Origin of the sequence: Streptomyces sp. NPDC050759, from assembly GCF_044456945.1 — a bacterium.
GTDB lineage: Bacteria > Actinomycetota > Actinomycetes > Streptomycetales > Streptomycetaceae > Streptomyces.
Genome location: NZ_JBITGI010000008.1, coordinates 285,787 through 299,042 on the forward strand (window position 1 = coordinate 285,787; position 13,256 = coordinate 299,042).

Annotated in this window: 12 protein-coding genes; 1 reads left to right on the forward strand and 11 read right to left on the reverse strand. The window is 68.9% G+C overall.

The window, feature by feature from the left end; translation table 11 throughout:
- Nucleotides 1–104: 104 nt before the first annotated feature.
- The 9 genes from pssA to ACIBJB_RS24795 form a co-directional block, all read right to left on the reverse strand.
- Nucleotides 105–923, reverse strand: coding sequence for a CDP-diacylglycerol--serine O-phosphatidyltransferase (pssA, locus tag ACIBJB_RS24755; protein WP_057608271.1), 819 nt, complete (start codon nt 921–923; stop codon nt 105–107).
- 22 nt (nt 924–945) lie between these two features.
- Nucleotides 946–1,602 carry a phosphatidylserine decarboxylase gene (locus tag ACIBJB_RS24760; protein ID WP_037706416.1) on the reverse strand — a complete coding sequence of 219 codons (657 nt, stop codon included), beginning with the start codon at nt 1,600–1,602 and terminating at the stop codon, nt 946–948.
- Between the two features lie 170 nt (nt 1,603–1,772).
- Nucleotides 1,773–2,978, reverse strand: a complete 1,206-nt coding sequence (locus ACIBJB_RS24765; RefSeq protein WP_398933285.1) for an acyl-CoA dehydrogenase family protein — start codon at nt 2,976–2,978, stop codon at nt 1,773–1,775.
- A gap of 5 nt (nt 2,979–2,983) precedes the next feature.
- A complete protein-coding gene (locus tag ACIBJB_RS24770) occupies nt 2,984–3,490 on the reverse strand; it encodes a MaoC family dehydratase (protein ID WP_398933286.1) in 507 nt (168 codons plus the stop codon).
- A 2-nt stretch (nt 3,491–3,492) separates the two neighbouring features.
- Nucleotides 3,493–4,452, reverse strand: a complete 960-nt coding sequence (locus tag ACIBJB_RS24775; RefSeq protein ID WP_031475710.1) for a CoA ester lyase — start codon at nt 4,450–4,452, stop codon at nt 3,493–3,495.
- The gene (locus ACIBJB_RS24780) at nt 4,449–6,497 is read right to left on the reverse strand and encodes a protein meaA (protein WP_398933287.1); all 2,049 of its coding nucleotides are present in this window, start codon (nt 6,495–6,497) and stop codon (nt 4,449–4,451) included. Before ACIBJB_RS24780 ends, ACIBJB_RS24775 begins: the two co-directional genes overlap by 4 nt.
- Nucleotides 6,498–6,514: 17 nt before the next feature.
- Nucleotides 6,515–7,852, reverse strand: coding sequence for a crotonyl-CoA carboxylase/reductase (gene ccrA / locus ACIBJB_RS24785; protein WP_398933419.1), 1,338 nt, complete (start codon nt 7,850–7,852; stop codon nt 6,515–6,517).
- 369 nt (nt 7,853–8,221) lie between these two features.
- Nucleotides 8,222–9,052: a TetR family transcriptional regulator gene (locus ACIBJB_RS24790; RefSeq protein WP_398933288.1), complete on the reverse strand. Its 831-nt coding sequence runs from the start codon at nt 9,050–9,052 to the stop codon at nt 8,222–8,224.
- A 142-nt stretch (nt 9,053–9,194) separates the two neighbouring features.
- Complete coding sequence (locus ACIBJB_RS24795) at nt 9,195–11,000, reverse strand: 3-hydroxyacyl-CoA dehydrogenase family protein (RefSeq protein WP_398933289.1); 1,806 nt, start codon at nt 10,998–11,000, stop codon at nt 9,195–9,197.
- Nucleotides 11,001–11,408: 408 nt separating this feature from the next.
- Here ACIBJB_RS24795 and ACIBJB_RS24800 point away from each other — a divergent pair, with 408 nt between their 5' ends.
- Nucleotides 11,409–11,984 carry an adenylosuccinate lyase gene (locus ACIBJB_RS24800; RefSeq protein ID WP_057608263.1) on the forward strand — a complete coding sequence of 192 codons (576 nt, stop codon included), beginning with the start codon at nt 11,409–11,411 and terminating at the stop codon, nt 11,982–11,984.
- Nucleotides 11,985–12,285: 301 nt separating this feature from the next.
- On the opposite strand, the gene ACIBJB_RS24805 is transcribed toward ACIBJB_RS24800, so the two are convergent.
- The gene (locus tag ACIBJB_RS24805) at nt 12,286–12,816 is read right to left on the reverse strand and encodes a GNAT family N-acetyltransferase (RefSeq protein WP_398933291.1); all 531 of its coding nucleotides are present in this window, start codon (nt 12,814–12,816) and stop codon (nt 12,286–12,288) included.
- 41 nt (nt 12,817–12,857) lie between these two features.
- Nucleotides 12,858–13,256, reverse strand: coding sequence for a RidA family protein (locus ACIBJB_RS24810; protein WP_398933293.1), 399 nt, complete (start codon nt 13,254–13,256; stop codon nt 12,858–12,860).

Consider the following 13,256-nt stretch of genomic DNA (forward strand, 5'->3'; position numbering starts at 1 on the left):
GGCGGAAAAGCTCGGCCGAGCGCCGTACAGGCAGCGGTGGCCGCAACGGTGAGGGGCCCGAACCGTCAACGGTTCGGGCCCCTCGGAAGCGTGTGCGGCGGAGCCTACGGCAGCTGGGCCGCGCGGGCCTCGCGCCGGTTGCCGCGGAAGTTGTTCACCCGGCGGGCCGTGGCGAACAGCGGGATCACCGCACCCATGACCAGCTGCAGGGCGCAGCCCGTCTGGAGGAGGAGCTGGCCGCCCGGGGCGCCGAACGCCCAGGCCGCCAGGAGGCCCATCCCGAGGACGATCCAGGAGAGCATCGCGACCGCGAGGCGGCCCCGCGGCTTCGGGTACTCGACCCGGCTCACCATCAGCCAGGCGGTGCCCAGGATCGCGAGGAGCGTCGCCACGAAGGGGAGCTCCAGCAGGACGATCGAGACCACTGTCAGCGCGCCGAAGGGCGACGGCATGCCCTGGAAGGTGCCGTCCTTCACCGTCACACAGGAGAATCTCGCGAGCCGGAGGACCACCGCCAGCAGCACCACGACGGCGCCCACCGCCGCCACCCGCTGGGACGCGTCGTCCGCCACCATGCCGTACACGAGCACGAAGTACGCCGGGGCCAGACCGAAGCTGATCAGGTCCGAGAGGTTGTCCAGCTCCGCGCCCATCGGCGACGAACGCAGCTTGCGCGCCACCAGGCCGTCGAACAGGTCGAAGACCGCCGCGCAGAGCATCAGGATGACCGCGGTGGCCGCGCTGTTGCGCGCCATGCCGGTCTCCTGGCTGTCGGTCAGGTGCGGGATCAGGATGCCGGTGGTGGTGAAGTACACCGCCATGAAGCCGCACGTGGCGTTGCCGAGGGTGAGGGTGTCCGCTATTGAGAGGCGGAGAGAAAGAGGCATCTCCTCCTCGTCGTCGACCTCGTCGGCCTCGGGCACCCAGCCCGCCTGGGTCTCAGGATCAATCACGGTCAATGCGAGTCACCCCAGCCACCGTCTTCTGGCCGACCTCGACCGCGACCTCCACGCCCTCCGGCAGGTAGATGTCGACACGCGAGCCGAAGCGGATCAGACCGATACGGTCGCCCTGCTCGACCTTCGTGCCCTGCGGGATGTAGGGGACGATGCGACGGGCCACCGCGCCGGCGATCTGGATCATCTCGATGTCACCGAGTTCGGTGTCGAAGTGCCAGACGACGCGCTCGTTGTTCTCGCTCTCCTTGTTGAACGCCGGAACGAACCCACCGGGGATGTGCTCCACCGAGGTCACCGTGCCGGAGAGCGGCGCGCGGTTGACGTGGACGTTGAGCGGGCTCATGAAGATCGCGACCCGGGTGCGACCGTCCTTCCACGGCATGATGCTCTGCACCACACCGTCGGCGGGCGAGATGACCCGGCCTGGGGCGATCTCGCGCTCGGGGTCGCGGAAGAACCACAGCATGCCCGCCGCCAGCGCGGTGGCGGGCACGGCGACGGCCTTGGCGGCGCCGGACTTGCGCGCGCGTACCAGGCTCAGTGCTGCGGTGGCGACGGTCGGGAGGAGCCACGGCGATGCTCCGCGCGCCAGGCGTACGCCTGCCAGGCTGTCGCGAGGTGCAGAGGTTTGGCTGTGGGGCATGGATGACCTTCGTAGCGGATGATGCCGCGCACTAGACGGGGGACGGCGGCTTTCCGGGATCGTACCGGTCGCGGGCCACAACTGGGCAAGCCAGGAAGCCGAGTCGGCGGCGGAACCGCCTTGACGGGGTGTGATCTTCTTCTCCAAGAAAACACCCCGTATCCGGACATCTAGCCCTGGAACCGATACTCTTCGAGCAGCCTGCGACCGATGATCATTTTCTGGATCTCGGCGGTACCTTCACCGATCAGCAGCATCGGAGCCTCACGGTAGAGGCGCTCGATCTCGTACTCCTTGGAGAAGCCGTAGCCGCCGTGGATCCGGAAGGCATCCTCCACGACCTCTTTGCAGTACTCGGAGGCGAGGTACTTCGCCATCCCTGCCTCAAGGTCGTTTCGCTCACCGGAGTCCTTTTTGCGTGCCGCGTTGACCATCATCGCATGCGCGGCCTCGACCTTGGTAGCCATCTCGGCCAGCTTGAACTGAATCGCCTGGTGCTGAGCGATCGGCTTGCCGAAGGTGTGACGCTGCTGGGCGTACGAGACGCCCAGCTCGAAGGCACGCTGAGCGACGCCACAGCCACGCGCCGCCACATTGACGCGGCCCACCTCGACCCCGTCCATCATTTGGTAAAAACCTCGGCCGGTGGCCCCGCCGAGCACTCGGTCGGCCGGAAGTCGCAGGCCATCCATGATCAGCTCGGTGGTGTCGACCCCCTTGTAGCCCATCTTGTCGATCTTCCCGGGGATGGTGAGGCCGGGACGGACCTCTCCGAAGCCGGGCTCCTTCTCGATCAGGAAGGTCGTCATCGACTTGTGGGGCGCGGTGCCCTCAGGGTGTCCTTCATCACTTCGGACCAGGACGGCGACCAGACTTGACGTTCCGCCGTTCGTCAGCCACATCTTCTGACCGTTCAGGACGTACTCGTCGCCGTCCCTGACCGCCTTGGACGTGATGGCGGACACGTCGGAGCCGAGCGCCGGCTCCGACATCGAGAAGGCGCCGCGGATGTCGCCGGCCGCCATCCTCGGCAGGAAGTGGTCCTTCTGCTCCTGGGTGCCGTGCTGCTTGAGCATGTACGCCACGATGAAGTGGGTGTTGATGATGCCGGAGACCGACATCCAGCCGCGGGCGATCTCCTCCACACACAGCGCGTACGTCAGGAGGGACTCGCCCAGACCGCCGTACTCCTCGGGGATCATCAGCCCGAACAGGCCCAACTCCTTGAGCCCGTCGACGATCTGCTGCGGGTACTCGTCGCGGTGCTCCAGCTCGGTCGCGACCGGGATGATCTCCTTGTCCACGAAGTCGCGGACGGTGGAGAGGATCTCCTGCTGGATGTCGGTCAGACCGGCGGTCTGGGCGAGGCGTGCCATGGGGGTCAGCCCTCCTGAAGTTCCGGGCGGCCGGGCTGCTCGCCGCCGCGCTCCTTGATGTAGGTCTCGGTGGGCACCATGACCTTGCGGCGGAACACGCAGACCAGCGTGCCGTCCTGCTTGTAGCCCTTGGTCTCGACGTACACGATCCCGCGGTCGTTCTTCGACTTGGACGGCCACTTGTCGAGCACGGTCGTCTGGCCGTAGATCGTGTCGCCGTGGAAGGTCGGCGCCACGTGCCTGAGCGACTCGATCTCCAGGTTGGCGATCGCCTTGCCGGAGACGTCCGGCACGGACATGCCCAGCAGCAGGGAGTAGATGTAGTTCCCGACCACGACGTTCTTGCCGAAGTCGGTCGTCTTCTCCGCGTAATTGCTGTCCATGTGGAGCGGGTGGTGATTCATGGTCAGGAGACAGAAGAGATGGTCGTCGTACTCCGTGACCGTCTTCCCGGGCCAGTGCTTGTAGACCGCCCCGACCTCGAACTCCTCGTAGGTGCGTCCGAACTGCATGCCTACGCCTCCGGGATCTCGAACTTGGACGTGCGCTGCATGCCCGCCGCACGGCCCTTGCCGGAGATGACCAGCGCCATCTTGCGGCTGGCCTCGTCGATCATCTCGTCGCCGAGCATCGCCGAGCCCTTCTTGCCGCCCGCCTCGGACGTGTAGTAGTCGTACGCGTCCAGGATCAGCTCGGCGTGGTCGTAGTCCTCCTGGGAGGGCGAGAAGATCTCGTTGGACGCCTCGACCTGGCCCGGGTGCAGCACCCACTTGCCGTCGAAACCGAGGGCCGCGGCGCGCTGGGCGACCTCGCGGTAGCCGTCGATGTTGCGGATCTGCAGGTAGGGGCCGTCGATCGCCTGGAGGTTGTTGGCGCGGGCGGCCATCAGGATCTTCATCAGGATGTAGTGGTAGGCGTCCGCCGGGTAGCCGGGCGGCTGCTCGCCCACGACCAGCGACTTCATGTTGATCGACGCCATGAAGTCGGCCGGGCCGAAGATGATCGTCTCGACACGCTGGGACGCCGTCGCGATCTCGTTGACGTTGTTGAGGCCCTGCGCGTTCTCGATCTGCGCCTCGATGCCGATCTTGCCGACCTCGAAGCCCATCGTCTTCTCGATCTGGGTCAGCAGGAGGTCGAGCGCGACGATCTGCTCGGCTGTCTGCACCTTCGGCAGCATGATGCAGTCGAGGTTCTGGCCGGCCCCCTCGACGACCGTGACGACATCGCGGTACGTCCACTCGGTCGTCCAGTCGTTGACCCGCACGACCCTCGTCTTGCCGGTCCAGTCGCCCTCGTTGAGGAACTTGACGATGGTGTGCCGCGCCTCGGGCTTGGCGAGCGGCGCGCACGCGTCCTCCAGGTCGAGGAAGACCTGGTCCGCCGGGAGGCCCTGCGCCTTCTCCAGGAAGCGGGGGTTGCTTCCCGGCACCGCGAGACACGAGCGGCGGGGACGCAGACGGTTGACGGTCATGCGGGGACCTCCAGGGGGTCGAGCTTGTTCGCTTTCCGGATCTCGTCGACGATGCGGCCGATGATTCCGGTGATGTCGAAGTCCTTCGGGGTGAAGACCGCGGCCACGCCGGCAGCCCTGAGCTGTTCGGCGTCTCCATTGGGGATGATCCCACCGGCGATGACAGGTACATCTGTGGCGCCTGCCACATGCAGCCTTTCGAGCACGTCCGGCACCAGCTGCGCGTGCGAGCCGGACAGGATGGACAGGCCGACCGCGTGCACGTCCTCGGCGAGGGCCGCGTCCACGATCTGCTCGGGCGTCAGCCGGATGCCCTGGTACACCACCTCGAAGCCGGCGTCCCGCGCGCGTACGGCTATCTGCTCGGCGCCGTTGGAGTGCCCGTCCAGGCCCGGCTTGCCGACCAGGAAGCGCAGCTTTCCGACGCCCATGTCCTTCGCGGTCACCTCGACCCGGCGGCGGACGTCGGCCATGGCCGAGCCCGCCTCCGCGGGAACCGCCACCGGCGCCGACGACACGCCGGTCGGGGCGCGGAACTCGCCGAACACCTCACGCAGCGCCCCGGCCCACTCGCCGGTCGTGACCCCGGCGCGGGCGCACTCCAGGGTGGCTTCCATGAGGTTGGCGGTGCCCTTGGCGGCCTCCTTCAGCTTCTCCAGCGCCTTGCAGGGGCGCGGGTGGTTGAAGGGCGGCTGGTAGCGGGTGTCGCGCCAGTGCTGGAGCCCCGAGATCACCCGGGCCTCGACGGCCGGGTCCACCGTCTGGATCGCGGTGTCCAGGTCGGCCGTCAGCGGGTTCGGCTCGGTCGTCTCGAAGATGTTGACGCCGACGATCTTCTCCTGCCCGGACTCGATACGGGCCCGGCGCTCGGCGTGCGAGGAGACGAGCTGCGACTTCAGATAGCCCGACTCGACGGCGGCCATCGCGCCGCCCATCTCCTGGATCCGCTCGATCTCCGCGAGGGACTCCTCGACCAGCGTGCTCACCTTCGCCTCGACGACGTGCGAGCCCTCGAAGATGTCCGCGTACTCCAGCAGGTCGCTCTCGTAGGCCAGCACCTGCTGCATCCGCAGCGACCACTGCTGGTCCCAGGGCCGGGGGAGACCGAGGGCCTCGTTCCAGGCCGGCAGCTGGACGGCACGCGCGCGTGCGTCCTTCGAGAGGGTCACGGCCAGCATCTCGAGGACGATCCGCTGGACGTTGTTCTCCGGCTGCGCCTCGGTCAGCCCGAGGGAGTTGACCTGGACGCCGTACCTAAAGCGCCGGTGCTTGGGGTTCTCGATGCCGTAGCGCTCACGCGTGACCTTGTCCCAGATACGGCCGAAGGCGCGCATCTTGCACATCTCCTCGATGAACCGGACGCCCGCGTTCACGAAGAAGGAGATACGGCCGACGACATCGCCCATGCGCTCCTGCGGCACCTGGCCGGAGTCCCGGACGGCGTCCAGGACCGCGATCGCCGTCGACATCGCGTACGCGATCTCCTGGACCGGTGTGGCGCCCGCCTCCTGCAGGTGGTAGCTGCAGATGTTGATCGGGTTCCACTTCGGGATGTGGGAGACCGTGTACGCGATCATGTCCGTCGTCAGGCGGAGCGAGGGCACTGGCGGGAACACGTGCGTGCCCCGCGACAGGTACTCCTTGACGATGTCGTTCTGGGTCGTGCCCTGGAGCTGGGTGATGTCCGCGCCCTGCTCCTCGGCGACGACCTGGTAGAGCGCCAGCAGCCACATGGCGGTGGCGTTGATCGTCATCGAGGTGTTCATCTGCTCCAGGGGGATGTCCTGGAACAGCCGGCGCATGTCACCGAGGTGCGCGATCGGCACGCCGACCCGGCCGACCTCGCCGCGGGCGAGGATGTGGTCGGAGTCGTAGCCGGTCTGCGTCGGCAGGTCGAACGCGACCGACAGGCCGGTCTGCCCCTTGGCGAGGTTGCGCCGGTACAGCTCGTTGGACGCCTCGGCCGTGGAGTGACCGGCGTACGTGCGCATGAGCCACGGCCGGTCCTTCTCCCGCTTGCTTTCGGCGAACTGACGCTCAGTCATCTATGACCCCGGGTGTCTCAGATGTTGCGGAAGCGGTTGATGGCGTCGATGTGCTTGGCGCGCATCTCCTCGTCGCGCACGCCGAGACCTTCCTCGGGGGCCAGGCACAGCACGCCGACCTTGCCCTGGTGGAGGTTGCGGTGCACGTCGTAGGCCGCCTGGCCGGTCTCCTCCAGGGAGTAGACCTTCGACAGCGTCGGGTGGATCTTGCCCTTCGCGATGAGCCGGTTGGCCTCCCAGGCCTCGCGGTAGTTGGCGAAGTGCGAGCCGATGATCCGCTTCAGGGACATCCACAGGTAGCGGTTGTCGTACTCGTGCATGTAGCCCGAGGTCGAGGCGCAGGTGGTGATGGTGCCGCCCTTGCGGGTGACGAAGACGCTCGCGCCGAAGGTCTCGCGGCCGGGGTGCTCGAAGACGATGTCGATGTCCTCGCCGCCGGTGAGTTCGCGGATGCGCTTGCCGAAGCGCTTCCACTCCTTCGGGTCCTGGGTCTGCTCGTCCTTCCAGAACTTGTAGTCCTCGGCGTTGCGGTCGATGATCGCGTCGGCGCCCATCGCCCGGCAGATCTCCGCCTTCTGCGGCGAGGACACGACACAGATCGGGTTGGCGCCGCCGGCCAGCGCGAACTGCGTGGCGTACGAGCCGAGTCCGCCGCTCGCGCCCCAGATCAGGACGTTGTCGCCCTGCTTCATGCCGGCGCCGTTGCGGGAGACGAGCTGCCGGTAGGCGGTGGAGTTCACGAGGCCCGGGGCGGCGGCCTCCTCCCAGCTGAGGTGGTCCGGCTTCGGCATCAGCTGGTTGGACTTGACCAGTGCGATCTCTGCCAGGCCGCCGAAGTTGGTCTCGAAGCCCCAGATGCGCTGCTCGGGGTCGAGCATCGTGTCGTTGTGGCCGTCCGAGGACTCCATCTCGACCGAGAGGCAGTGGGCGACGACCTCGTCGCCGGGCTTCCAGGCGTTGACGCCCGGGCCGGTGCGCAGGACGACGCCCGCGAGGTCGGAGCCGATGATGTGGTACGGCAGGTCGTGCCGCTTGGCCAGGTCGTTGGTACGGCCGTAGCGCTCCAGGAACCCGAAGGTCGACAGCGGCTCGAAGATCGAGGTCCACACCGAGTTGTAGTTGACACTCGATGCCATGACGGCGACCAGGGCCTCGCCCGGGCCGAGCTCGGGCACCGGCACGTCGTCGAGGTGGATCGATTTGCGCGGATCCTTGTCGCGGGTCTCCAGACCCGCGAACATCTCCGTCTCGTCCTTGTGCACGGTGATCGCGCGGTACGACTCGGGGAGCGGCATGGCGGCGAAGTCGGCCGGAGTCGAGTCCGGCGACTGGATCGCGTCCAGGATTTCCTTCACGGTCACGGTGTTGCCTCCGGCGAATGGCGTCTTGAGGGGAGACGCTGAGGGTTACGTCGGTGCCGTCGGTTCGGCGGTCATGCTGTTCGGCAGCGCTTTGTGGCGCGGGAGGTTGCCTGTGACGCAGGCGTCCGGGCGGGCAATTCGATGAGTTGCTGGGACAGCCGGCGTACGAAAGGTCTCTGCACGCCGGCCGCCCGGACACCTTCAAAGTAAGACACCGCGTGCCACCGTGCAAGGCACTGAGTGCCAGAGATTGCTCTCAGATGAAATCTTTACGTAACAAATGAGCGATGATCGATCAAAGCTACCGGTGAGTAGGCACCAATCGGGCGCTATCGGTCGCCGGACTCGACGCGCCCGCCCTCGTCAGCGCTCCTTGAGTGCCTGCTCGATGGCCCGCATCACTTCGTCGAGCGGCGCGTCCGTGCGGGCGACGGTTACCAGGACCTCTCCCTGAGAGGCCACGGAGGCCGGGGCCGGCCGCGGCGCGGTGGTGTCCCGCCCCGCCCCGATCCCCGTCCCGAAGGTCTTCTGCACGATCGCGAAGGCGTGGTCCAGCTGTGCCTCCACGTCCCCCTGCCCCCCGGCCCGGAGCCACCGCCGCAGCACGTGGTTGTGCGCCGTGACCACGGCGGACGCGGCGACCTCCGCCAGCAGCGGATCGTCGTTCGCGTCGTCGTCGTGCGCGTGCTCGTCGAAGTGCCCGAGCAGATAACGCGTGAACAGGCGCTCATAGCGTGCCACCGACGCGATCTCCGCCTCGCGCAGCGTCGGCACCTCGCGCGTCAGCTTGTAGCGGGCGACCGAGATCTCCGGCCGGGCCGCGTACATCTTCATGACTTCCTTGATGCCACGGCACACCGTGTCGAGCGGGTGCTCGTGCGCGGGGGCCGCGTTCAGCACGGCTTCCGCGCGGATCAGCGTGTCGTCGTGATCGGGGAAGATCGCCTCTTCCTTGGAGCGGAAGTGACGGAAGAAAGTGCGGCGGGCGACCCCGGCCGCGGCCGCGATCTCGTCGACAGTGGTTGCCTCGTACCCCTTGGTGGAGAACAGCTCCATCGCGGCGGCCGCCAGTTCTCGGCGCATCTTGAGCCGCTGGGCGGCCGCACGACTGCCTGCGGCGCTTTCCGGCGCGTCGGACGTGGCTGGTGTACGGGAGGACTTGGCGGGCTGGGACATGACCCGAACGTACTGCATGTGCGCAGGTTGGTGCGCGTGTCCCGGGGTTGTCCCGCCCGGGGCCGACGGGCGGGGGCCGGACCCCGTCAGCGGGGGACGACTGCCCGGATCGAGCAGTCCACCCCAGTCCTCACCCTCCGTGAACCAGTCGCCGGGACGCTCAGCGCCGGGCATATTCGCGGAAGCCACGGCCGGTCTTGCGGCCGAGGCAGCCCGCGGCCACCAGGTGCTCGAGCAGCGGGGCCGGAGCCAGACCCGGGTCGCGGAACTCGCGGTGCAGGACCTTCTCGATCGCGAGCGAGACGTCCAGGCCGACGACGTCCAGGAGCTCGAAGGGGCCCATCGGGTAGCCGCCGCCCAGCTTCATCGCCGCGTCGATGTCGTCGAGGGACGCGTAGTGCTCCTGCACCATCTTGATCGCGTTGTTGAGGTACGGGAAGAGCAGGGCGTTCACGATGAAGCCCGCACGGTCGCCGCAGTCGACCGCATGCTTCTTGATCTTGACGCAGACCTCGCGGACCGTGGCGTGGACGTCCTCGGCCGTCAGGACCGTACGGACGACCTCGACCAGCTTCATCGCGGGCGCCGGGTTGAAGAAGTGCATGCCGATCACGTCCTGCGGCCGCGAGGTGGCGCGGGCGCAGGCGACGACGGGCAGCGAGGAGGTCGTGGTGGCCAGGACCGCGCCCGGCTTGCAGACCTTGTCCAGCGTCTGGAAGAGCTGCTGCTTGATCTCCAGGTCCTCGGCGACGGCCTCGACGGCCAGGTCGACGTCCGCGAAGGACTCGTACGAGCCCGCCGGGGTGATCAGGTCCAGGGTCCGCGCGGCGGCCTCGGCGGTCATCCGGCCCTTGTCGACAGAGCGGGAAAGCGACTTGCCGATACGGGCCTTCGCCGTCTGCGCCTTCTCCTCGCTGCGGGCGGCGAGCACGACCTCGTAACCGGCCTTGGCGAAGACCTCCGCGATACCGGACGCCATGGTGCCGGAGCCCGCGACGCCGACGGAGCGGACCTCGCGGCCCTGGTTTCGCGCGGAGCTCTCCAAGGGAGTCAGCGCGTCCCGCACGACCGTCGCGCTGCCCGGAGCCTCGTAGGTGTAGAAGCCGCGTCCCGACTTACGTCCGGTCAGGCCCGCCTCGCTGAGCTGCTTGAGAACCGGGGCGGGGGCGTGCAACCGGTCGTGGGACTCGGCGTACATCGCCTCCAGGACCGTCCGCGCGGTGTCGATGCCGATCAGGTCCAGCAGCGCCAGGGGGCCCATCGGCAGACCGCAGCCGAGGCGCATCGCCGCGTCGATGTCCTCGCGGGAGGCGTACTTCGCCTCGTACATCGCGGCCGCCTGGTTGAGGTAGCCGAACAGCAGCCCGTCCGCGACGAAGCCGGGCCGGTCGCCGACCGCGACGGGCTCCTTGCCCAGGTCCAGGGCGAGGTTGGTGACCGCGGTGACCGCCGTCGGCGCGGTGAGCACCGAGGAGACGACCTCGACCAGCTTCATCGCGGGCGCCGGATTGAAGAAGTGCAGGCCCAGCACGCGCTCCGGGCGGGCCGAGTCGGCGGCCAGCCGGGTCACGGACAGGGCGTTGGTGCCGGTCGCGAGGATCGTGTCCGGGCGCACGATCCCGTCGAGCTCGCGGAAGATCTGGTGCTTGATCTCGTACGACTCCGGAGCCACCTCGATGACGAGGTCGGCGTCGGCCGCGGCCGTGAGGTCGGTGCAGGTGCGGACACGGGTGAGGACGTCGGCGCGCTCCTGCTCGGTGAGCCGGCCGCGCTGCACGGCACGGGCGGTCGCGGTCTCCAGGGTGGCGGCGGCCTTGGCGGCCGCGGCCTCGCTGATGTCGATGCCGACGACCTCGCGGCCGGCCCTGGCGAGGACCTCGGCGATGCCGGTGCCCATGGTGCCGAGGCCGATCACGGCGATCGTCCTGAGCGGGGACAGGGAGGGGTCGGACAGGGGAGTGGCCATCGCGGAACTCCAGGAATGAGGGTGACGACTGGGAGCGCGACCCGGTACGCCGAGGGGCGCACCGGGTGCGTGAGGAACTGCTGAATGCGGGTGTTGCCGGGCTGCGAGCGCACACGCCCGGGCCGTCGTCGCGGGCATTGCACATGCCCGGAGAACGGTGGAATCCGACCGGCCCTGTCCCAGGCCGGGTCGTACTGGTGGTACTCGAGGTACCGAACCGACTTCCCCCACTGCCTTAAGGGCGTGGGAGGTGCCCCCACACGGCGGCTGCGTCACCAGGCCACCGCAAGGAGTTCCACGAGTGGGTAACTCGCTCGTCTGAGCTTAACCGGTGGGTAACGAGCGCGCCAGCCCCCGGATTTGTGATGTACGTCCCGCGCGCTCGGCGGGCCGCCTAACCTCGGGTTCATGGACGAAGAGTTGCGATCACTCACGGAGCGTTTACGGCAGGAGTCGGGAGCGTCGGCCGCCTATGACCGTCTGATGGCGACCGAGGACCTCGACGAGCTGGCCGGGGTGCTCACCGAGCCCGGACAGCCGCTGTGGGCCCGGGAGCTCGCCGCGTTCCGGCTCGGCCTGGCCGGGGACCGCCGCGCCTTCGAGTCCCTCGTCCTGCTGCTCAACCACCGGGATCCGCCGCGCTGCGCCGCCGCCGCGTACGCCCTCGCCCGTCTCGACGATCCCCGCACGGCCCGCGCGGCCGCCGCCCTCGCCACCAATGAACTGCGGGTCGCCTACGCGCTGCACCCGGTCCGGCTCCTGGCCGAGCTGCGCGCCCCCGAGTCCGTGCCCGCACTGATCACCACGCTGGAACGCCGACTGCGCCCGCACGACCCCTACCGCCGCGTGGCGCTCGCCTGCGTGGAGGGCCTGGGCACCCTGGCGGACACCCGCGCCAGACCCGTACTGAACGAGGCGCTCGCTCATCCAGCGCTGGCGGAGGCGGCGGTGCGGGCACTGGCACGGATCCCGAAGCAGCGGTGAGCCGGGCGGTGGCGTGCGGGGAGCGTGTCGGGCGGGCGCGGGGGCGGGTGGTGGACGGTGAGTGGGCGGGCATCTGCGGTGGGTGTGGGCGTGGGCGTGGGCGTGGGCGTCGGCCGCGGCCCGCAGGGCGGTGAGGTGCGGATGCGGGCGAGGTTGCCGGATCGGCGTCGGTGAGCGTTGTGCCCGGCGGTGCGTGCGTGTCGTGGGGCTTGCCATACGGCGGAGGTGTGGACGTGGGCGAGGGTGTCCGGGCCTTCCGTTCGGGCGGTCGGCCGCGCTCCGCCGCACAGGTGGCGGGCCGTCAGGTGTGGAGCGTCCGGGCGTACCGCGCCTCCGGCACCGGGACGCCGTCCACCTCGAAGGGCTCCTCGGTGCCGTCGGCCTCGAAACCGGCCCGTTCGTAGAAGCGGCGCGCGCGGGTGTTGTCCTTGAGGACCCACAGGTACATGCGCTCGTGGCCCATGGCCGTGCGGTTCCGCAGGGACTCCAGCAGCAGGGCGTGTCCGATGCCCGTGCCGTATCTCCGCGGGTCCACGTAGACGGCGTACAACTCGGCGTCGGCGGTACGGACTTCGCCGTCCCGGTACGGACCGTGACAAGCCCAGCCCATGACCTCGCCGTCCCACTCGGCCACGAGGTTCACGACGCTGCCGTCCGCCTGCTCGAAACGGGTGCGGTGCCGCTCGGCGTCGCGCGCCACGCTCATGGCGTCGAGGTACGACTGCGGGATCAGACCCCGGTACGCGCTCTGCCAGCCGCGGACGCGGATCTCGGCCACGCGGTCGCAGTCGGCGAGGGCCATCGGGCGGATGAGGAGTCGGTCGTCGTCCATGGCGGCACCCTAGGCATCACCCGCCCGCTCCGGCCTCGGAATTATTCGCCCACCACCGCGAACGCCTCCACCTCCATCAGGAACTCCGGCCGCGCCAGCGCCGCCACCTGCACCGCCGAGGCCGCAGGCAGCCGGTCGCCGGAGATGTGCTCGGCGCGGGCCGCGCGGAGCGCCGGCATGTGGGCCATGTCCGTGACGAAGTAGGTGAGCTTGACGACGTCGTCGAAGGTCGCTCCCGCGGCGGTCAGGCAACGGCGGAGGTTCTCGAAGACCTGGCGGGCCTGGGCCACGGCGTCGCCCTCGCCGACGAGTTTGCCGTCCTCGTCGAGGGCCACCTGCCCCGACAGCGCGACGAAACGGCCACGGCCCAGCACCACGTGGGAGTACTGGGCCGCGGGGGCGACCCCGGCGGGGGCGGGAATCCTGGTCAGCTCACTCAT

Bases quoted from the DNA above. Each gene is read 5' to 3' on its own strand.
- ACIBJB_RS24760 (WP_037706416.1), bottom strand. From the start codon at position 1,602: ATGCCCCACAGCCAAACCTCTGCACCTCGCGACAGCCTGGCAGGCGTA.
- ACIBJB_RS24765 (WP_398933285.1), bottom strand. From the start codon at position 2,978: ATGGCACGCCTCGCCCAGACCGCCGGTCTGACCGACATCCAGCAGGAG.
- ACIBJB_RS24770 (WP_398933286.1), bottom strand. From the start codon at position 3,490: ATGCAGTTCGGACGCACCTACGAGGAGTTCGAGGTCGGGGCGGTCTAC.
- ACIBJB_RS24775 (WP_031475710.1), bottom strand. From the start codon at position 4,452: ATGACCGTCAACCGTCTGCGTCCCCGCCGCTCGTGTCTCGCGGTGCCG.
- ACIBJB_RS24780 (WP_398933287.1), bottom strand. From the start codon at position 6,497: ATGACTGAGCGTCAGTTCGCCGAAAGCAAGCGGGAGAAGGACCGGCCG.
- ACIBJB_RS24790 (WP_398933288.1), bottom strand. From the start codon at position 9,052: ATGCAGTACGTTCGGGTCATGTCCCAGCCCGCCAAGTCCTCCCGTACA.
- ACIBJB_RS24795 (WP_398933289.1), bottom strand. From the start codon at position 11,000: ATGGCCACTCCCCTGTCCGACCCCTCCCTGTCCCCGCTCAGGACGATC.
- ACIBJB_RS24800 (WP_057608263.1), top strand. From the start codon at position 11,409: ATGGACGAAGAGTTGCGATCACTCACGGAGCGTTTACGGCAGGAGTCG.
- ACIBJB_RS24805 (WP_398933291.1), bottom strand. From the start codon at position 12,816: ATGGACGACGACCGACTCCTCATCCGCCCGATGGCCCTCGCCGACTGC.
- ACIBJB_RS24810 (WP_398933293.1), bottom strand. From the start codon at position 13,256: ATGAGTGAGCTGACCAGGATTCCCGCCCCCGCCGGGGTCGCCCCCGCG.